Here is a 17809-nt window from a genome sequence, read left to right as displayed (position 1 = left end):
GGCTCGGGGGCGCGTACCTTGAGCACCAGTTGCGCCCCGAGCGCCTCGGCAGCGGTGCCGATGGTGGCGCCGACCGCCTCATAGGCGGCATCGGGCTGGCTGGCGCGAACGCCGGCGCCGGCCTGGACGACCACCTTGTGGCCCTGGGCCACGTACTTCTTTACGGTCTCCGGCGTCGCGGCAACACGCGCCTCCCCCGCCCGCGACTCCGTCGGGATCCCTATCAGCATCATCATTCTCCGGATCGGCCCCGTCCGGCGTCCGGACGGGCACCCTTGGTGCCGGGCGCCGCATGGCGGCGCCGGTTTGTGGCGCCGGTTTGTGGCGCTGGTTTGTGGCGCTGTGGCTCAGCGCGGCACTTCGCCTTCCAGCGTCACGCGGTTCAATACCCGCTCGGCATTGCCGTAGTCGTGCACGGCGTAGTGCATGGTGCAGCGGTTGTCCCACATCACCACATCGCCCTGCTGCCACATATGGCGGTAGACGTTGTCGGGCGAGACCGAATGCTCGTAGAGGAAGTCGAGCAGCGGCCGGCTCTCCGCGCCGGTCATTCCCTCGATGCACTGCGCGGTATCGGGGTGGCCCACGTACAGCGCCTTGCGGCCGGTTTCCGGGTGGGTGCGCACGATCGGATGCACGGCGGTGGGAACCTTGTCAGAGCCGGTCATCCTGGCCAGCCGCGCGCCGGAGAAGCGGCAGCGCAGGCCTTCGATCATGCGCTGCATCGCCGGCGACAGCCGCTCGTAGGACACGTACTGGTTGCACCACATGGTGTCGCCGCCCACCGGGATGGTGACCGCAGACAGGATCGAGATCTTGGGCGGCACCTCGGTGTAGATCGAGTCCGAATGCCAGGCCTCGGTCGATGCGGTCTCCTTGGGGATCTTCGTCACCTGCGCCAGCTCCGGGAACTCGGTCAGGCCCTTGAGCAGCGGGTTGCCCTGCACCGGCTTGCCCCAGCGCCGCGCGAAGGCGACCTGGGCGGCGGGCTGCAGGTGCTGGCCGCGGAATACCAGCACACCGTATTCCAGGAATGCACGGTGCAGGATGTCGAAGCTGGCGTCGTCGAGCGGCTGGTTCAGGTCGACGCCGGTCACGGCGGCACCAACGGAGCCGGTCAGTGCCTGGATCTGGATGGTCATCATGTCTCCTCGTCTTTTCTGTGGAATCAGTCTGCAAGCAGCACGATCTTGCCCACGTGCTGCTCTTGCTTCATGTACGCATGCGCGGCGGCGATATCGGTCATGGCAAAGGTGCGGTCGACCGGCAGGCGCACGCGCCCGGCGCGCAGGAATGGCAGCATGTCACGCGCACACGCCTGGATGCACTCCAGCCGCTCCTGTTCGGTGCGCGTGCGGAAGGTCACGCCGATCAGCTGCAGGCGCTTGAGCCAGAGCTGCGTCAGGTCGATCTGCGCGGTCGCCGAGCCCAGCCGCGCGATGTTCACCAGCCGGCCCTTGACCGCCAGGCTTTGCATATTGGCTTCGAACACCGGGCCGCCGACCGTGTCGATGATGATGTCGACGCCCTTGTTGCCGGTTGCCTCCATGACCGCCTCGACCTGGTCGTCGCGCGACGCATCGATGCCCACGTCCACGCCGAACTGGCTGATCTTGTCGAGCTTGGCCGCCGAGCGCGACGACGCGATCACGGGGCGCGCGCCCATCAGCGAGGCGATCTGGATCGCCGCCAGCGCCACGCCACCCGAGGCGCCGTTGACCAGCACCGATTCGCCCGCCACCAGCCGGCCGTTGGTGACCAGGGCATCATGCGCGGTGATGAAGACATTGGGAAACGCCGCGGCATCGATCCACGACAGCCCATCCGGCACCGGCATCAGCGCCAGCGGGTCGGCCACGACGTACTCGGCCTGGCAGCCGCGGCCATGGCCCATCACGCGGTCGCCCTTGCGCCAGCCGCTGACGCCCGCGCCAACGTCGGCCACCTCGCCGGCAAACTCGACGCCGGCGGTGATGGTATTCCCCGAGCGCAATTCTTTCGCCTGGTTGATCTCGCCCCGGTTCAGGCCGGCGGCGCGCACCCTGACCAGCACCTGCCCCGCCGCCGCCGCCACCGGCACCGGGATATCCTGCACTTCGACCGTGCCGCCCTCGGGGCCCGGCACTACGCGGACTGCCTTCACTGTTGTCTCCTTTCCCGTCTCGCAATGTGTTGCATGCCTTTGATCCTGTGCTGCCCTATGTACTGCCCAATATGCTGCCCTAGGCGCTGCCCAGCGCCGTCGCCCGGATCAGCGACAGCAGTTCCAGTGCGCGCTCGGCGGCCGCTTCGCCGCCGGGGTGGTTGCCGCGCACGAACGGCACGCGGCTGTCTTCAATCGCGGCCAGCGCATGCAGCGGCCTTTCCGCCGCCACCGCCAGCCGGCGGAATTCATTGACGGTCAGCAGGTAGCTGTGAAACACGTCCGCCTGTGGCGGCGTGGTGCCGCGCTTGTGCAGCAGCGCGTTGAGCCAGTGCGTGCCGGCCAGCATCGCGCCCTCGATCAGCATCTCGTAGTCAGCGCTGGTGCACTTCTGCAGCGAGGCCTCGATACCGAGCGCCATCGCCATGTGGCGTTCAATGTCCATCCCTTGCTCCTTCCAGGCGCGCCGCCAGCAGTGCCAGGCAGCGGCGCAGCGCCGCATCGCAGACTCCGGCGATGGCCGGAGTGGGTTCAAGCCCTTCGCGCAGGCAGGGATCGCGGTAATGCTCGATCTCTTCCATCGCCGCCATCATTGCCGCGATGTCGGCTGGCACCGGTGCCTCGACTTTCGGCCGGCCGACATGGAGTACGTCACCCAGCGGACCGAACGCCGGCCTGAGGCTGCCGTCGGGCTGCGGCACCATGTAGACGCCCGGCTGCGTGGGGAACCTGTCGTCGTCCAGGGTGACGCCTGCGTGGTGCAGTGCCGCGTTCACGGCATGGGTGCCTGCGGTCATGCCTGCCCAGAACCAGAGGCCGAAATCCTGCTGCGGATCGAGCCGCGCACGCAACGCCTGCAGCCTCCCGATCTTCTCCTGGTGTGACCGAACCTTCATGCCTGCCTTCTCCCGTGGGTTCGAGGTGTCGATAAGCCGGCGCGGACATCGCTGCCGTTGTCATGACGATAGACAGCGGCCGTGCTGGTGTCAACAAACTTCTATATATGACTTGCATGGATGGAGTAGTGGTTTTCTCGTAGATCCCCCAATTCTTCTTGACCATACGCCGTCCGGTTCCCTACAGTTGGCCTCAACACCTATACAGGAGTTGATCAATGCCGCGAGCCATCGTACTGAACCCGGCCGACAATGTGGCCACCCTGCTGGACGCCGGCAACGCCGGCGAAGCCTGCCTGCTGGAAGGCGAGCGCGCCGGCAGGCTGGTGCTGCTGCAGGACGTGCCGTTTGGCCACAAGATCTGCATCGCCGACACGGCGGCGGGCGCCACCATCGTGAAATACGGCCAGGTCATCGGCCGCGCCAGCCGCGCGGCGCGCGCCGGCGAACACATGCATGTCCACAACATCGAGTCGGCGCGTGCCCGCGGCGACCTGCACAAGGGGTAAAGCAGATGGCTACAAACTTCCTCGGATACCCGCGCGAGAACGGCGCGGTCGGCGTGCGCAACTGGGTCGCGGTGGTTTCCGTGATGGACAACTGCAACCCGGTGACGCGGACCATCGCCCGCACCGTGGGCGGCTGCATCCCGGTGACGACGCTGTTCGTGCGCGGGCAGTTCGGCGCCGACCTGGACTTCGCCTTCGAGTCGCTCGCCGGACTGGGCCGCAATCCCAATATCGCGGCGGTGCTGCTGGTCGGCCTGGAAGAGTCGTCGACCGAAGAAGTGGCGCGCCGCATCCGCGCCACCGGCAAGCCGGTTGAAAGCGTGCACCTGCAGCCCGATGGCACGGTCGCATGCATTGCCGACGGCACGCGCAAGGCCGCGCGGCTGTCGCTGGCGGCGTCGCGGGCGCGGCGCGTGCCGTGCCCGGTGTCGTCGCTGGTGATCGGCGTGGAGTGCGGCGGCTCGGACACCACCTCCGGGCTGAGCTGCAATCCCGTGATCGGCCGCATGGCGGACATGGTCATCGCCGAGGGCGGCACCGTCATCATCTCCGAGACCTCCGAGTTCATCGGCGCCGAGCACCTGTTTGCCGAGCGCGCCGCCGATGGCCGCGTGCGCGAGGCCTTCGTCACCGCGGTGCGCAACATGGAGAACCTGGCGATCTCGCGCGGCGTGGACATGCGCGAGGACCAGCCCTCGCCCGACAACAAGCGCGGCGGCCTGACCACGGTCGAGGAAAAGGCGCTGGGCGCGATGGCCAAGGCCGGCACCAGCCCGCTGGTAGGCGTGCTGCGCTACGGCGAGGCGCCGCAGAAGAAGGGGTTGCATTTCATGGACGCACCGGCCGCGGCAGTGGAAAATCTCACTGCGCTGGCTGCCGGCGGATGCCAGCTGACCTTCTTCGGCACGGGGGTGGGCAATCCGATCGGCAGCATGGTGGCACCGACGGTCAAGGTGTGCGGCAACGTCAATACCCTGCACACCATGGCCGACAACATTGACTTCGACGTCAGCGGCGTCCTGCAGCACGGGGACAAGATCTCTGACCTCGGCGAGCAGCTGTATGGCTATGCGATCGATGTCGCATCCGGCACGCGGCTGACCAGCGAGGTGCTCGATATCCGGGAGACCGCGATCAGTCGATTCGCCCTGAGCCTGTAACAACCATGACCAAACTTAGCAGCGTCTCCGACGCCATCATCCGCTCCATCGAGTCCGGCGCCCTGCGCGAAGGCGACCGGCTGCCCTCCGAGGGCGAGCTGGCCACCTTCCACGGGGTCAGCGTGGGCACGGTGCAGAAGGCGCTGGCCCGGCTGACGCACTCGGGGCTGATCACGCGCGAGCAGGGCCGTGGCACCTTTGTCTCCGGCACCCGGGTCGCGCCGGCCGATGTGCGCTACCTGCGCTTTCGCGACGAGCAGGGCAACGAGCTGCCGTCCTATGTGCACGCCCGCTCGGTCAAGCGCATCAAGCGCCAGGGGCCGTGGTCGGAATTCCTCGGCGGCGATGGCTATGTGCGCATCGAGCGCGTCATCAGCGTGGGCGGGCGCCTGGACCTGTACAGCGAATTCTGGCTGCGCGAGGAAGACTTCGCCCAGCTCGGCGGCCTGGACCGCGAGGCGCTGGAAAAGAACCTGCGCGAGCTGATCGGCCAGCGCCTGTCGCTGCCGACGCTGCGCGTGGACCAGTGGATCCGCTTCGGGCCGGCCCCCGCCGCGGCGGCGCGCGAGATCGGGCTCGAAGCCGACGCGCCGGCCTTCATCATGGAACTGCGCGGCTACACGCTGCGCGACCAGCCGCTCTACTACCAGTCGGTCTATGCCGCCCCGTTCCCGGAGCGCCTGATGATTGTCAGGGAGAAGTCAACATGACGACCCGCCCCATCCGACGTACCGCAGACCAGCTCACGCACTGGACCGCGGCCGTTTTCGAAGCGTGCGGCGTGGCCTCCGGCCACGCGCACAAGGCAGCCGCGGCGCTGGTGCGCAGCGAACTGCGTGGCTACAAGACCCATGGCCTGACGCGGGTGCCGTCCTACGTCGACCGGCTGCGCGCGGGCGACTTCAACCCGCGTCCGCGGATGTCGCACCGCGCCTTCCCCGGCGGGATCGTGCTCGATGCCGATGGCGCCATGGGCCAGGTGGCGGCGCCGCACGCGGTGCAGCTCGGCCTGCAGGCGCTCGAGCACAGCGCCAGCGTGCTGGTCGCGGTGCAGTCGTGCGGCCACCTTGGCGCGCTCGGCCTGCCGGCGCTGCAGGCCGCCGAGGCCGGCGCCTTCTGCATGGTCGGGCAGCGCACCCCGCCGGTGCTGGGCATGGAAGGCTTTGCCCGCCCGGCGCTGGGCCACAACCCCATTGCTTTCGGCTGCCCGCTGCCGGGCGCGGCGCCGATCGTGTTCGACGTGGCCTGCAGCGTCGCCGCGCGCGGCCATATCCTGCTGGCCGCGCGCGAAGGCAAACCCATCCCGGAAGGCTGGGCCCTCGACGCCGACGGCCAGCCCACCACCGATGCGCCGCGCGCGCTGGAGGGGTCGCTGCTGCCCATGGGCGGGCACAAGGGCATCGGCATCGCCATGATGGTGGAGTGCCTGGCCGGCGCCATGGCCGCCACCGCGGACTCGCTGTCGCCGGACCGCAATACTGTCTCCGGTGCCGGCGCGGTCGGCCGCCAGGGCGGCTTCGTCTGGCTGGTCAAACCCGAGGCCTTCGCCGGCCAGCAGCTCTTTGCCGACTATATGGCGCAATGGACCGGCAACTACCTTGCCGCGGGCGGCGCCGACGCGCGCCTGCCCGGCCATCGCGGCGATGCCCTCGAACGCGAAGGGCGCCAGCACGGCATCGCATTGCCTGATGCCGTAGTGCGGGAGCTCGACACGCTCGGCCAGGCGCTGGGCATCCCCCTGCCCGGGTAGCCGGTTTCCTTCCCGTTTAGCCACAGATCCGGGTGCCACGCGCACACCGGCTGGCCCCGTTCAACCCTGCTAGCCTGAAAAACCGCCAATATGAATGCCCCCATGCCCCCCGATGCGGCCCGCCAGGCGCTGGCCGCTGTGTCGATCGATGACAAGTACGCGCTGGAGTCCGGCCGTGCCTATATGAGCGGCGTACAGGCCCTGGTGCGCCTGCCGCTGCTGCAGCGCCGGCGCGATGCCGCAGCCGGCCACAACACCGCCGGCTTCATCTCCGGCTATCGCGGCTCGCCGCTGGGCACCTATGACCAGGCGCTGTGGCAGGCGCGCGAGCACCTGGCCGCGAGCGACGTAGTGTTCAAGCCCGGCGTCAATGAAGAACTCGGCGTCACGGCGGTCTGGGGCTCGCAGCAACTGGAGTTCGATGCCGCCAGCAAGAAGTTCGATGGTGTATTCGGCATCTGGTACGGCAAGGGCCCCGGCGTGGACCGCAGCGGTGACGCGCTCAAGCACGCCAACCTGGCCGGCACCGCGCCGCTGGGCGGCGTGATCGCGCTGGCGGGCGACGACCACGTGTCCAAGAGCAGCACGCTGGCGCACCAGAGCGACCACACCTTCATGGCGTGCGGGCTGCCGGTATTCTTCCCGGCCAACGTGCAGGACATCCTTGACCTGGGCGTGCATGCCTTTGCCATGAGCCGCTTCAGCGGGCTGTGGTCGGGCATGAAGACGGTGCAGGAAGTGGTGGAATCGGGCGCCTCGGTGGTCACCGACGCCGACCGCGTGCGCATCGTGCTGCCGGAGGATTTCGCGCAACCCGGCGGCGGCCTGCATATCCGCTGGCCCGACGACCCGCTCGCCGCCGAGGCGCGCATGATGGAGTTCAAGTGGCCGGCGGCGCTGGCCTATGTGCGCGCCAACCGTCTCAACCGCAATGTGATCGAGGGGCCCGACGATCGCCTGGGCATCGTCGCCAGCGGCAAGGCCTACAGCGACACGCGCCAGGCGCTGCTGGACCTGGGGCTGGACGATGCCACCTGCCGCGCCCTCGGCATCCGCCTGCACAAGGTCAGCGTGGTGTGGCCGCTGGAGCCGGACAGCGTGCGCGAATTCGCGCGCGGCCTGCGCGAGGTGCTGGTGGTCGAGGAAAAGCGGCCCGTGATCGAGCAGCAGCTCAAGGACGAGCTCTATCACTACCCGCCCGCGGCGCGTCCCGCGGTGTTCGGCAAGTACCACCACGGTGACGGCAGCGTTGGCAATGGCGGCGAGTGGAGCCACCGCAAGCCCGCCGAAGACTGGCTGCTGCGCGCCAAGGCCGACCTGTCGCCGGCGCTGGTGGCCAAGGCCATCGCGCTGCGGCTGAAGGCACTGGGCGTGCCGGCCGACGTGGCCGCGCGCATGGACCGGCGCCTGCAGGAGATCGCCGCCGGCGAACAGGCCAGCGCGCAGGGCGACAGCCGCGCGACTGACCGCCTGCCCTGGTTCTGCCCCGGCTGCCCGCACAACACCAGCACGCGCGTGCCAGAGGGCTCCGTGGCGACCGCCGGCATCGGCTGCCACGGCATGGTGGTGTGGATGGACCGGTCCACCACCTCGTGGTCGCAGATGGGCGGCGAAGGCGTGCACTGGATGGGCCAGGCGCCCTTCAGCAAGCGCGCGCACATGTTCGCCAACCTTGGCGACGGCACCTACAACCACTCCGGGCTGCTGGCGGTGCGCCAGTCGATCCATGCCGGCGTGAACCTGACCTACAAGATCCTGTTCAACAGCGCCGTGGCCATGACCGGCGGCCAGCCGGTCGATGGCCAGCTCGACGTGCCGGCGATGACGCGCGAGCTGGCCGCCGAGGGTGCGCGCCAGATCGTGGTGGTGACGGATGAGCCGGGCAAGTACAAGGGCGTCGGCAACCTCGCGGCCGGCGTCACCGTGCGCCACCGCGACGAGCTGGACACCGTGCAGCGCGAACTGCGCGAGGTCGCCGGCGTGACCGTGATCATCTACGACCAGGCCTGCGCCACCAAGAAGCGCCGCGAGCGCAAGCGCGGCACCATGGCCGACCCGGCGCGGCGCGTGGTCATCAACGAGCTGGTGTGCGAGGGCTGCGGCGACTGCTCGGTGCAGAGCAATTGCCTGGCGGTGCAGCCGGTCGAGACCGATTTCGGGCGCAAGCGCAAGGTCAACCAGGACACCTGCAACAAGGACTTCTCCTGCACCAAGGGCTTTTGCCCGAGCTTTGTCACGGTCGAAGGCGGCCAGCTGAAGAAGCCCGCGAACCCGGCCGGCGGCAAGGCCACGCCGCCGGCGATCCCGATGCCCACGCTGCCGGACGCCGGCAAGCCGCAGCGCATCGTGGTGGCGGGTATTGGCGGCACCGGCATCGTCACCATCGGCGGCGTGCTCGGCATGGCCGCGCACCTGGAAGGCAAGGGCGTGATCACGCAGGACGCGACCGGCATGGCGCAGATGGGCGGCGCCACCTGGAGCCATATCCAGATCGCCGCCAGCCCCGATGCGCTGCACGCCAGCCGCGTCGACCTGGGCATGGCCGACCTGGTGATCGCCTGCGACACCGTGGTCGCGGCCAGCAAGGCAACGCTTGCCGCGATGTCGCCGGCACGGACCTATGTGGTGCTGAACAGCCACCTGACCCCGACCGCGGCCTTCGTGCGCAACCCCGACTGGGACCCGCAGGCCGGCGAGGCGGTGGCGCGCATCGCGCGCGCCGCAGGCGAAGGGCAACTGGCCAGCTTCGACGCCGAGCAGGTCGCCAGGCAGTTGCTGGGCCAGTCGATCTTCGCCAACCTGCTGCTGCTCGGCTATGCCTGGCAGCAAGGCAAGGTGCCGCTGTCGCACGCGGCGCTGATGCGCGCCATCGAGCTCAACGGCGTGCAGGTCGACAGCAACAAGGCGGCGTTCGAATGGGGGCGCCTGTGCGCGCACGATATGTCTCAACTGCAGTCGAGGCTGCCGTCGCAGCCGGCCGGCTCGCAGGTGATCCAGTTCGTGCGCAAGGTGCCGCTGGCGGAACTGGTGCGCAAGCACGCCGGGTTCCTGGCCGGCTACCAGAACCGGGCTTATGCGGCGCAATACGAGTCGTTCGTCAGCCGCGTCAGCGCAGCGGAATCGGTCGTCGGCGGCACCCGCCTCAGCGAAGCCGTGGCCCGCTCACTGTTCAAACTGATGGCCTATAAAGACGAATATGAGGTGGCGCGCCTGCACACCGGCGCCGCCTTCCGCGAGCAGATCGCGTCGATGTTCGAAGGCAAGGTCCGCCTGGTGCACCACCTCGCGCCGCCGCTGCTGGCGCGCAGGAACAAGGAGGGCGAACCGGTCAAGGGTGCTTACGGCCCATGGATGCGCAACGCCTTCGGCGTGCTGGCCCGCCTCAGGGGCCTGCGCGGCACGCCGTTCGATCCCTTCGGCTACACGCAGGAACGCAAGGAGGAACGCGCGCTGATCGGCGAGTACCGCCGCAGCATCGAAGCCTTGCTGCCGGCACTTTCCGCGCACAACCTCGAACTGGCACTGGAGATCGCGCGGCTGCCGCAGGAGATCCGCGGCTACGGCCACGTCAAGGCGCGCAACCTGGCCGCCACGCGCGCCCGCTGGGAGCGGTTGATGGCGCAGTGGCGCGCGGGCGGCACGCAGGCTCCGGCCCGCACCAGCGCGGCGGCATAGGCAAAAGACAAACGGCATTCCCCCCACAGACTGAAGACAGCGAACGGGCCCCGGCCGCCGCGGCCGGGGATCCCACCCAGAGAAACAGCGAGGAGACACGATGATGAAAACCGTACTGAACCGCTTTGGCCGTGCCCTGGGCGCGATCGCGCTTGCCACCTCACTTGCCGCCTGCGCCACCGGTGCGCTGGCACAAGGCGGATATCCCGACCGCCCGATCCGCATCATCGTGCCCTGGCCCGCGGGCGGCGGTGTCGACGCCGTCACGCGCACGGTGGCCGAGAAGATGAGCGCCAGCCTGGGCCAGCAGGTGATCGTCGACAACCGGCCCGGCGCCACCGGCAATATCGGCGCCGGCATGGGCGCGAAGGCGGCACCCGACGGCTACACGCTGCTGGTCGCCAGCGCGCCGATGGCGATCAATGCCAGCCTGCACAAGAACCTGCCGTTCGACCTGGGCAAGGACTTCGCGCCGCTGGGCCTGATGGCGAGCTCGCCCTACATGCTGGTGGTCAACCCCTCGGTGGCCGGGTCCGTCAAGGAACTGGTGGCGCGCGCCAGGGCGGAGCCTGGCAAGCTCAGCTATGCCTCGGTCGGCCCTGGCACGCAGCAGAACGTGGTCAGCGAGGTCTTCAAGGAAAGCGCCCATATCAACGTCGTGCACGCCCCCTACAAGGGTGGCCCGCAGGCGCTGACCGACATGGTGGGCGGACATATCCACATGATGTTCCACGGCGTGCCGGCGGTGATGCCGTTCGTCAAGGGCGGCCAGCTCAAGGCCATTGCCGTGGCGAGCAGGCAGCGCCTGCCGCTGTTCCCTGACGTGCCGACCATGGCGGAGGCCGGCTTCCCCGGCATCGAGGCCAGCGAATGGTACGGCCTGGTGGCGCCGGCCGGCACGCCCAAAGACATCGTTGCGCTGCTCGGCAAGGAGATCGACAAGGCGCTGAACGCCCCCGGCGTGCGCCAGCAGCTGGCCAGCAAGGGCTACGACCCGGCCGCGCAAAGCTCGCCGGACCAGTTCGCCTCCTTCATGGCCGCCGAGCAGAAGAAGTGGGCGCTGGCGATCAAGGAAACCGGGTTCCGCCTGGAGTAAGCGGCCGCCATCCCCCCATCGATCTCCACGACCAGCCGCTGCGGCAAAGCAGCGCCGCGCGGCGACCGGACTTAGCGGGGTCAGGCCGGTTGCCGCGCCGGCGCTGCCCCGCCATCGTCCAGGCGGGCATCCACCGCCGCGCCGACATGCCACGACGGCGAGGCGCCGCTAGCTTCGCCCGCTCCCATTCCGCAATCATGCCTGCCCCTGCAACGGGGGCGACGCCTCCAAGGCCGTAACGATTAAGGGCTTTCCCGAGGGTTTCACCGTCGCTATTTCGCCGTGCGGAATACTCCGCTGGTTTCCTTGACGATGCCGCGAAGCCTATGCAAAAGTCGGTGAAAACGAACGACCGTGCGGGAATATTCCCGACACCTCGTCACCGGGCTTTTCGCTGCCGCCGACGGCACAGCGGCGCCCGGCAAGCCGGGCGGCCACGTTGCCGCATCGCACAGGAGACAGCCCATGCATTATCCGAACCGCGCGTCCGCGCATCCGCCCCGTAACCGCTACGGCGCGACCCCGACCACGCCGACCGGCCCACGCCAGCCAGGCGCTGGCGCCCGCCGTCCGGCGCGCACTCCGCGCGCCTGATCCATACGCCCCGAATTCTTGCGTGGCAGCGCGCGGCGCTGCCGCGAGAGATCACGCGCGGCGCCTTGCCGGCGCGTGCCTGGATTTCCGATTCGCGAACCGCATGAGGTAACCCCGTGGCATTGTTCCTTCAACAGATACTCAACGGCCTGACGCTGGGCGGCGTCTACAGCCTGGTGGCGCTTGGCCTGACCCTGGTCTACGGCATCCTGCACGTGCCCAATTTCGCGCACGGCGCGTTCTACATGGCCGGCGCCTATGTGTCGTACTACCTGATGACGGCGCTGGGCGTGAACTACTGGCTGGCGATGGTGGGCGCCGCGCTGGTGGTGGCGGCCCTGTCGATGCTGGCCGACCGGCTGGTGTTCCATCCGCTGCGCAACTCGCCCGAACTGCACGACATGATCGCGGCCATCGGCATCCTGCTGTTCCTGGAAGCCGGCGCGCAGGCGCTGTGGGGCGCGGACTTCCATCGCATGCCGACGCCGTATGGCCAGATCGTCGATATCTTCGGCCTGACCGCGCCGCTGCAGCGCCTGCTGATCATCGGCGCCGCGTTCGCGCTGATGGTGCTGCTGCACCTGTTCCTCACGCGCACCATGACCGGCGCCACCATCATGGCGATGGCGCAGAACCGCGACGGCGCCGCGCTGGTCGGCATCGATGCCACGCGCGTCACGCTGCTGGTCTTTGCCATCTCCGGCGCCCTGGCCGCGATCGCCGCCACGCTGTACGCGCCGATCAACCTGGTCTACCCGAGCATGGGCAACCTGGTGATCACCAAGGCCTTCGTCATCATCATCCTGGGCGGCATGGGCAGCATCCCCGGCGCCATCGTCGGCGGGCTGATCATCGGCATGGCCGAGAGCTTCGGCGGCTTCTACGTTTCCACCGACTACAAGGACATCATCGCCTTCGTGCTGCTGGTGGTGATCCTGTCGATCCGGCCGCAGGGCCTGTTTGCCGGCAAGGCAGCCTGAGGAGTACGACATGAAAGCACTGCAAGGAAAGACCGGCTGGATGCTGCTGCTGGCCCTGGCGATCGCGTTCCCGCTGGTCACGCCTAACAGCTACTACCTGACCGTGATGACGCTGGCCTTCATCTATGCCATCGCCACGCTCGGACTCAACCTGATCACCGGCTACACCGGCCAGCTCAACCTCGCGCACGGCGGCTTCATGGCGATCGGCGCCTACACGCTGGGCATCCTGACCGTGGACCACCAGGTGCCGTTCTGGCTCGCATTCGCGCTGGCCGGCGTGGTCTGCATGGTGCTGGGCTACGTGGTCGGCGTGGTGTCGCTGCGGCTGAAGGGCCATTACTTCTCGATCTTCACCATGTGCATCGGCTACATCATCTACCTGGTGATCGAGAAGTGGGAAAGCCTGACGCACGGCACCGTGGGACTGATCGGCATTCCGGTGCCGGCGGCGATCGGACCGCTCGCGTTCGACAGCGTGCAGGCGCAGTACTACCTGGTGCTGTGCTTCCTGGCCGTGGGCACGTTCCTGATGCACCGGATCGTCACCTCGCTGCTGGGCCGCAGCTTCATGGCCGTGCGCAACAGCGATGCGCTGGCCGAAGCGCTGGGCATCAACCTGATGCGCACCAAGGTGCTGTCGTTCGTGCTGTCGGTGGGTTACGCCGGTTTTGCCGGCGCACTGTACGCCGGCCAGGTGCGCTTCCTGGGACCGGACATCGCCCGCACCGACCTGACCTTCGACATGGTGATGTCGATGCTGGTGGGCGGCATCGGGACCATCTTCGGGCCGCTGCTGGGCGCGGTGCTGGTGCCGTGGATCACGCAGTCGCTGCAGTTCATGCAGGACTACCGCATGCTGGTGTTCGGCCCGGTTCTGATCCTGCTGATCATCTTCGTGCCGGACGGCATCGTGGGTTCTTTCCTGAAGAAGCAGGCGCGCAAGGCCGCCGCCGCACGCCGCGGCAAGCCCACGCAGCCCGTGCAGCCCGCCGCTGCCGGCAATAACGCTGTCCCGACCACCCGCGCCGGAGCCGACCATGCTTGAGATCCGCAACCTGACCAAGAAATTCGGCGGCCTGACCGCGGTGCACGATGTATCGGTGACCTTCGAGCAGGGGCACATCAACGCCATCATCGGCCCCAACGGCGCCGGCAAGACCACCTTCTTCAACCTGGTCGCGGGAACGCATGCCCCTTCCTCCGGGCAGATCCTGTTCAAGGGCCAGGACGTCGCCGGCCTGCGCGCGGACCAGATTGCGCGGCTGGGCGTCGCTCGCACCTTCCAGGCGACCGCGCTGTTCGACCGCGCCACGGTGCTCGACAACCTGATCGTGGGCCACCGGCTCCGCACGCGCTCCGGGCTGGGCGACGTGCTGTTCAACACGCGCCGGCTGCGCGAGGAAGAGCGCCTGTGCCGCGACAAGGCCGAGGCCGCGCTCGACTTCGTCGGCCTGTCGCACCTGGCGCATGAAGTCGCCGCCGATATCACGCAGGAAGCGCGCAAGCGCGTGGCCTTCGCTCTGGCACTGGCGACGGACCCTGAACTGCTGCTGCTCGATGAGCCGGCGGGTGGCGTCAATCCGGAAGAAACGGTCGGCCTCGCCGAGCTGATCCGCAAGATGGTGCGGCATGGCAAGACGGTCTGCCTGATCGAACACAAGATGGACATGATCATGCGGCTGGCCGACAAGATCATGGTGCTGAACTACGGCGAGAAGATCGCCGAAGGCACGCCCGCGCAGATCCAGCAGGATCCGCATGTCATCGAGGCCTACCTGGGAGCCGACCATGTTGCAGCTTGAACGCGTCTCGCTGTCGTACGGCAGCTTCCGCGCCCTCGACAACATCACGCTGCACGCCGGCGCCGGCGAGCTGGTGGTGCTGCTGGGCGCCAACGGTGCCGGCAAGAGCTCGATCTTCCTGGCGATGAGCGCGATCCACCGCATCAGCGGCGGCAGCATGCGCTTCGACGGACGCGAGCTGTCGGGCATGAAGCCGTCGCAGATCGTGCAGGCGGGGCTGGTGCATTGCCCTGAGGGACGCAAGCTCTTTCCGGCGATGAGCGTGGAGAAGAACCTGGTGCTGGGTGCGTATGTGCATCGGCGCGACGGGGCGGGGATCCGCAAGACGCTGGAGGAAGTCTATGAACTCTTCCCGATCCTGAAGCAGAAGAAAGACGACCCCGCCGGCTCGCTGTCGGGCGGCCAGCAGCAGATGGTGGCACTGGGCCGCGCGCTGATGAGCCGGCCGCGCGCGCTGCTGCTGGACGAGCCGTCGCTGGGGCTGGCGCCGCTGGTGGTCAAGCAGATGTTCGAGATCATCCAGCGCATCAACCGTGCGGGGACCACGGTGTTGCTGGCGGAGCAGAACGCCTACGCGGCGCTGGGAATCGCCCATCGCGCGTATGTGATCGAGAGCGGGAAGATCGTGATGGAGGGGGACAGGGATACGTTGCTGAGGGATGAGGGGATTCGGAAGGCGTACATCGGCGGGTAGGTTTTGCTCCCTCTCCCGCAAGCGGGAGAGAGGAGAAAACAGAGGGGTCATTGAAGACAACCGCAACTGACAAGCGCAGTACATCCAGGAGACATAGCAATGCAAAGCAACATCATGCGCCGTATCTTCCCGCTGGCCGCCACCGCCGTGGCCGCGATGCTGGCTTCGGGCGCCGCGCTGGCGCAGGAAGTCGTCAAGATCGGCTATACCGGCCCGCTGTCCGGCGGCGCCGCGCTGTATGGCAAGAACGTGCTGTCGGGCGTGCAGATGGCGGTGGATGAAATCAACGCCGCCGGGCTCGAAGTCAAGGGCAAGAAGGTCAAGCTGGAAGTGGTGGCGCTGGACGACAAGTACTCGCCCGCCGAGGCCGCCATCAACGGCCGCCGGCTGGTGCAGCAGCACAAGACCGCGGCGATCTTCGTGCCGCACTCGGGCGGCATCTTCGCGCTGCAGGCCTTCAACGAGCAGGAAAAATTCATGGTGATGGCCTATTCCAGCGTGCCGCGCATCACCGATGCGGGCAACAAGCTGACCATCCGCATCCCGCCGGCCTACACCGGCTATATCGAGCCGTTCATCAAGGCGCAGATGAAGCGCTATGGCAAGAACGTGGCGCTGACGCCGGCCGACCACGACTATGCCAAGGCCTGGGTGCACGCCTTCGTGCCGGCCTGGGAATCCGCCGGCGGCAAGGTGGTGGCCAATAACCCGATGTCGTACACCAAGGCCACCGACTTCTACAGCGGCGTGTCGCGCGCCATCAGCGAGAAGCCGGACGTGATGTTCGTCGGCGGCCCGTCCGAGCCGACCGCGCTGGTGGTCAAGCAGGCGCGCGAACTGGGCTTCAAGGGCGGCTTTATCGTGATGGACCAGGCCAAGATGGACGAGATGGCCAAGGTCACCAACGGGCTGTCGATGCTGGAGGGCTCGATCGGCGTGCTGCCGCTGGTCAACGACAACCGCCCGGCGGCGCAGGCGTTCAATGCCAAGTACAAGAAGCTGCATGACGGCCGCGATGCAACCACCGAGATGTCGCTGAACTACACCATGGTCTATGCGCTGGCCGGCGCCATGAAGCTGGCGGGCTCCACCAGCGATGCCGCGGCGATCCGCGCAAAGATGCCCGACGCGGTGAAAGGGCTGGCCAAGGAGGTCAATCCCAATGAAGTCGATGGTATCGACGCCAAGGGTGGCTCGATGGCCGATACCGTGGTCGGCTGGGTGCAGAACGGCAAGATCTCGCAGGTGCGCCTGTCCGAGCTGGCCAAGTAAGATGTCCAGACAGGCTGGCCAAAAAAGCTGGCCTGAAAAGCCCCGCAGGCCACGCGGCCTGCGGGGCTTTTTCCTTTGGCAGGCAGCCGATAGGATCCGGCTTACGCGTCTCAGTTGGAGGAAAGCCGATGGCCAGCCAGACACCAGGGAAGCCGGCGAAAATCGCACGCAAGGCCGCTGCCACGGACAGCGCCGGAAAGCCCCGCCTGCTCTCCGGCGGTAATCCCCAGATCGCCAAGGCGGACGGCGATGCCCCGGTGCAGGCCTACATCGCCGCCATGCCGGGCTGGCAAAGCGATGTCGGCCGCCGCCTCGACGCGCTGATCGTGCGCCATGTCCCCGAGGTGCGCAAGGCAGTGCGCTGGAACTCGCCGTTCTATGGCGTCGAGGGCCAGGGCTGGTTCCTCAGCTTCCATTGCTTCACGAAATACATCAAGGTGGCGTTTTTCCGCGGCGCGGCGCTGAAGCCCCTGCCGCCCGGCGAGTCCAAGGATCCGGACACCCGCTATCTCGATATTTACGAGCAGGACGACATCGACGAGGAACAGCTGGGGAGCTGGATCCGGCAGGCATCGGCAATGCCCGGCTGGAGCCCATGACGCCCTTCGGCGCGCGGCTACGAGCGAACGCCGAACAGGCCGTGCCAGAACGAATCGAAGGCGCCGGGATGGCGCCTGTGGCGCTCGGTGGTGTCGTGGCCTGACGCCGCTGCTGAACCCGCTGCTGCCGGTTGGGGCGCTTGCTCGGCAGCTGCGCTTGCCTGCCGCGATGCCTGCAAGGCCGAAACGCTGTCGGCAATGCGGGCCGCCAGCTCCGCCTCGCAATCCCGGCCGAGCAGCACGCCAAACAGGACATCGCGGTTGTGGCCGTCATCGGCGAAGCGCATGGCGATGGTGACCATCTTCTCGTACTGTTCCTGCGCGGCGCGCTGAGCCTCGCGCTGGGCGGCGCGCTCCTGCTCTTCCTGTGCCTCCTGCTCCGCTTGCCAGCGCTGCATCTCGCGCTCGAATACTTCGTCGTAGATCTGGCGCTGTTCAGCGTCGGACAGGATCGCGTAGGCGTCGCGGATTTCCTGGAAGGCCGCGTGCGCCTCGGCCTCGCGGCCGAGGTTACGGTCCGGGTGCCATTTCATTGCGGCGCGCCGGTATGCCCGCTTGATCTCGTCAAGGGTGGCGTCGGCTTGCACGCCTAAGGTCGCGTAGAGGGTAGTCATGGGGCGATGGGGGCGCTGCTGT

18 protein-coding genes and 1 pseudogene are annotated in these 17809 nt (G+C 67.9%); 13 read left to right on the top strand and 6 right to left on the bottom strand.

Annotated features, from left to right (window positions below; all coding sequences use genetic code 11):
• The 5 genes and pseudogenes from J8I34_RS04600 to J8I34_RS04580 form a co-directional block, all read right to left on the bottom strand.
• Positions 1-230 (bottom strand): annotated as a pseudogene (locus J8I34_RS04600) (NAD(P)(+) transhydrogenase (Re/Si-specific) subunit alpha); the annotation flags it as partial.
• A gap of 117 nt (positions 231-347) precedes the next feature.
• The gene (locus J8I34_RS04595; protein ID WP_029047499.1) at positions 348-1142 is read right to left on the bottom strand and encodes a TauD/TfdA dioxygenase family protein; all 795 of its coding nucleotides are present in this window, start codon (positions 1140-1142) and stop codon (positions 348-350) included.
• A 26-nt stretch (positions 1143-1168) separates the two neighbouring features.
• A complete protein-coding gene (locus J8I34_RS04590; protein ID WP_209805432.1) occupies positions 1169-2143 on the bottom strand; it encodes a zinc-binding dehydrogenase in 975 nt (324 codons plus the stop codon).
• Between the two features lie 79 nt (positions 2144-2222).
• The gene (locus J8I34_RS04585; protein ID WP_029047501.1) at positions 2223-2588 is read right to left on the bottom strand and encodes a hypothetical protein; all 366 of its coding nucleotides are present in this window, start codon (positions 2586-2588) and stop codon (positions 2223-2225) included.
• A complete protein-coding gene (locus J8I34_RS04580; protein ID WP_209805431.1) occupies positions 2578-3039 on the bottom strand; it encodes a hypothetical protein in 462 nt (153 codons plus the stop codon). The genes J8I34_RS04585 and J8I34_RS04580 overlap by 11 nt, the downstream gene beginning before the upstream one ends.
• Positions 3040-3257: 218 nt before the next feature.
• Here J8I34_RS04580 and J8I34_RS04575 point away from each other — a divergent pair, with 218 nt between their 5' ends.
• The 13 genes from J8I34_RS04575 to J8I34_RS04520 all read left to right on the top strand — a co-directional run bounded on the left by J8I34_RS04575 (position 3258) and on the right by J8I34_RS04520 (position 17173).
• Positions 3258-3548 (top strand): UxaA family hydrolase, encoded by a 291-nt coding sequence (locus J8I34_RS04575; protein ID WP_209777761.1) that lies wholly within the window; start codon positions 3258-3260, stop codon positions 3546-3548.
• Positions 3549-3553: 5 nt separating this feature from the next.
• Entirely contained in the window at positions 3554-4708 is a 1155-nt protein-coding gene (locus J8I34_RS04570) for a UxaA family hydrolase (protein WP_209805430.1), read from the top strand.
• A gap of 5 nt (positions 4709-4713) precedes the next feature.
• A complete protein-coding gene (locus J8I34_RS04565; protein ID WP_029047505.1) occupies positions 4714-5418 on the top strand; it encodes a GntR family transcriptional regulator in 705 nt (234 codons plus the stop codon).
• Positions 5415-6458 carry an Ldh family oxidoreductase gene (locus J8I34_RS04560; protein ID WP_209805429.1) on the top strand — a complete coding sequence of 348 codons (1044 nt, stop codon included), beginning with the start codon at positions 5415-5417 and terminating at the stop codon, positions 6456-6458. The genes J8I34_RS04565 and J8I34_RS04560 overlap by 4 nt, the downstream gene beginning before the upstream one ends.
• 90 nt (positions 6459-6548) lie before the next feature.
• Positions 6549-10133, top strand: a complete 3585-nt coding sequence (locus J8I34_RS04555; RefSeq protein ID WP_209805428.1) for an indolepyruvate ferredoxin oxidoreductase family protein — start codon at positions 6549-6551, stop codon at positions 10131-10133.
• A 103-nt stretch (positions 10134-10236) separates the two neighbouring features.
• A complete protein-coding gene (locus J8I34_RS04550; RefSeq protein ID WP_209805447.1) occupies positions 10237-11229 on the top strand; it encodes a tripartite tricarboxylate transporter substrate binding protein in 993 nt (330 codons plus the stop codon).
• 465 nt (positions 11230-11694) lie between these two features.
• Complete coding sequence (locus J8I34_RS35235) at positions 11695-11823, top strand: hypothetical protein (RefSeq protein ID WP_255360115.1); 129 nt, start codon at positions 11695-11697, stop codon at positions 11821-11823.
• 116 nt (positions 11824-11939) lie between these two features.
• Positions 11940-12803 carry a branched-chain amino acid ABC transporter permease gene (locus J8I34_RS04545; protein WP_209777769.1) on the top strand — a complete coding sequence of 288 codons (864 nt, stop codon included), beginning with the start codon at positions 11940-11942 and terminating at the stop codon, positions 12801-12803.
• 10 nt (positions 12804-12813) lie between these two features.
• Entirely contained in the window at positions 12814-13851 is a 1038-nt protein-coding gene (locus J8I34_RS04540; protein WP_209805427.1) for a branched-chain amino acid ABC transporter permease, read from the top strand.
• Positions 13844-14608, top strand: a complete 765-nt coding sequence (locus J8I34_RS04535; RefSeq protein ID WP_012356559.1) for an ABC transporter ATP-binding protein — start codon at positions 13844-13846, stop codon at positions 14606-14608. Before J8I34_RS04540 ends, J8I34_RS04535 begins: the two co-directional genes overlap by 8 nt.
• A complete protein-coding gene (locus J8I34_RS04530; protein WP_209777774.1) occupies positions 14595-15302 on the top strand; it encodes an ABC transporter ATP-binding protein in 708 nt (235 codons plus the stop codon). The genes J8I34_RS04535 and J8I34_RS04530 overlap by 14 nt, the downstream gene beginning before the upstream one ends.
• Positions 15303-15401: 99 nt before the next feature.
• A complete protein-coding gene (locus tag J8I34_RS04525) occupies positions 15402-16574 on the top strand; it encodes an ABC transporter substrate-binding protein (RefSeq protein ID WP_209805426.1) in 1173 nt (390 codons plus the stop codon).
• Between the two features lie 128 nt (positions 16575-16702).
• Positions 16703-17173 carry a DUF1801 domain-containing protein gene (locus J8I34_RS04520; protein WP_209805425.1) on the top strand — a complete coding sequence of 157 codons (471 nt, stop codon included), beginning with the start codon at positions 16703-16705 and terminating at the stop codon, positions 17171-17173.
• 17 nt (positions 17174-17190) lie between these two features.
• On the opposite strand, the gene J8I34_RS04515 is transcribed toward J8I34_RS04520, so the two are convergent.
• Complete coding sequence (locus J8I34_RS04515; RefSeq protein WP_209805424.1) at positions 17191-17787, bottom strand: J domain-containing protein; 597 nt, start codon at positions 17785-17787, stop codon at positions 17191-17193.
• Positions 17788-17809: the final 22 nt, after the last annotated feature.

Source organism: Cupriavidus phytohabitans, assembly GCF_017815025.1.
Taxonomy (GTDB): domain Bacteria; phylum Pseudomonadota; class Gammaproteobacteria; order Burkholderiales; family Burkholderiaceae; genus Cupriavidus.
This window is presented reverse-complemented; position numbering and strand designations above follow the sequence as displayed.

Bases quoted from the DNA above. Each gene is read 5' to 3' on its own strand.
- J8I34_RS04595 (WP_029047499.1), bottom strand. From the start codon at position 1,142: ATGACCATCCAGATCCAGGCACTGACCGGCTCCGTTGGTGCCGCCGTG.
- J8I34_RS04585 (WP_029047501.1), bottom strand. From the start codon at position 2,588: ATGGACATTGAACGCCACATGGCGATGGCGCTCGGTATCGAGGCCTCG.
- J8I34_RS04580 (WP_209805431.1), bottom strand. From the start codon at position 3,039: ATGAAGGTTCGGTCACACCAGGAGAAGATCGGGAGGCTGCAGGCGTTG.
- J8I34_RS04575 (WP_209777761.1), top strand. From the start codon at position 3,258: ATGCCGCGAGCCATCGTACTGAACCCGGCCGACAATGTGGCCACCCTG.
- J8I34_RS04570 (WP_209805430.1), top strand. From the start codon at position 3,554: ATGGCTACAAACTTCCTCGGATACCCGCGCGAGAACGGCGCGGTCGGC.
- J8I34_RS04565 (WP_029047505.1), top strand. From the start codon at position 4,714: ATGACCAAACTTAGCAGCGTCTCCGACGCCATCATCCGCTCCATCGAG.
- J8I34_RS04560 (WP_209805429.1), top strand. From the start codon at position 5,415: ATGACGACCCGCCCCATCCGACGTACCGCAGACCAGCTCACGCACTGG.
- J8I34_RS04555 (WP_209805428.1), top strand. From the start codon at position 6,549: ATGAATGCCCCCATGCCCCCCGATGCGGCCCGCCAGGCGCTGGCCGCT.
- J8I34_RS04550 (WP_209805447.1), top strand. From the start codon at position 10,237: ATGAAAACCGTACTGAACCGCTTTGGCCGTGCCCTGGGCGCGATCGCG.
- J8I34_RS35235 (WP_255360115.1), top strand. From the start codon at position 11,695: ATGCATTATCCGAACCGCGCGTCCGCGCATCCGCCCCGTAACCGCTAC.
- J8I34_RS04540 (WP_209805427.1), top strand. From the start codon at position 12,814: ATGAAAGCACTGCAAGGAAAGACCGGCTGGATGCTGCTGCTGGCCCTG.
- J8I34_RS04535 (WP_012356559.1), top strand. From the start codon at position 13,844: ATGCTTGAGATCCGCAACCTGACCAAGAAATTCGGCGGCCTGACCGCG.
- J8I34_RS04530 (WP_209777774.1), top strand. From the start codon at position 14,595: ATGTTGCAGCTTGAACGCGTCTCGCTGTCGTACGGCAGCTTCCGCGCC.
- J8I34_RS04525 (WP_209805426.1), top strand. From the start codon at position 15,402: ATGCAAAGCAACATCATGCGCCGTATCTTCCCGCTGGCCGCCACCGCC.
- J8I34_RS04520 (WP_209805425.1), top strand. From the start codon at position 16,703: ATGGCCAGCCAGACACCAGGGAAGCCGGCGAAAATCGCACGCAAGGCC.
- J8I34_RS04515 (WP_209805424.1), bottom strand. From the start codon at position 17,787: ATGACTACCCTCTACGCGACCTTAGGCGTGCAAGCCGACGCCACCCTT.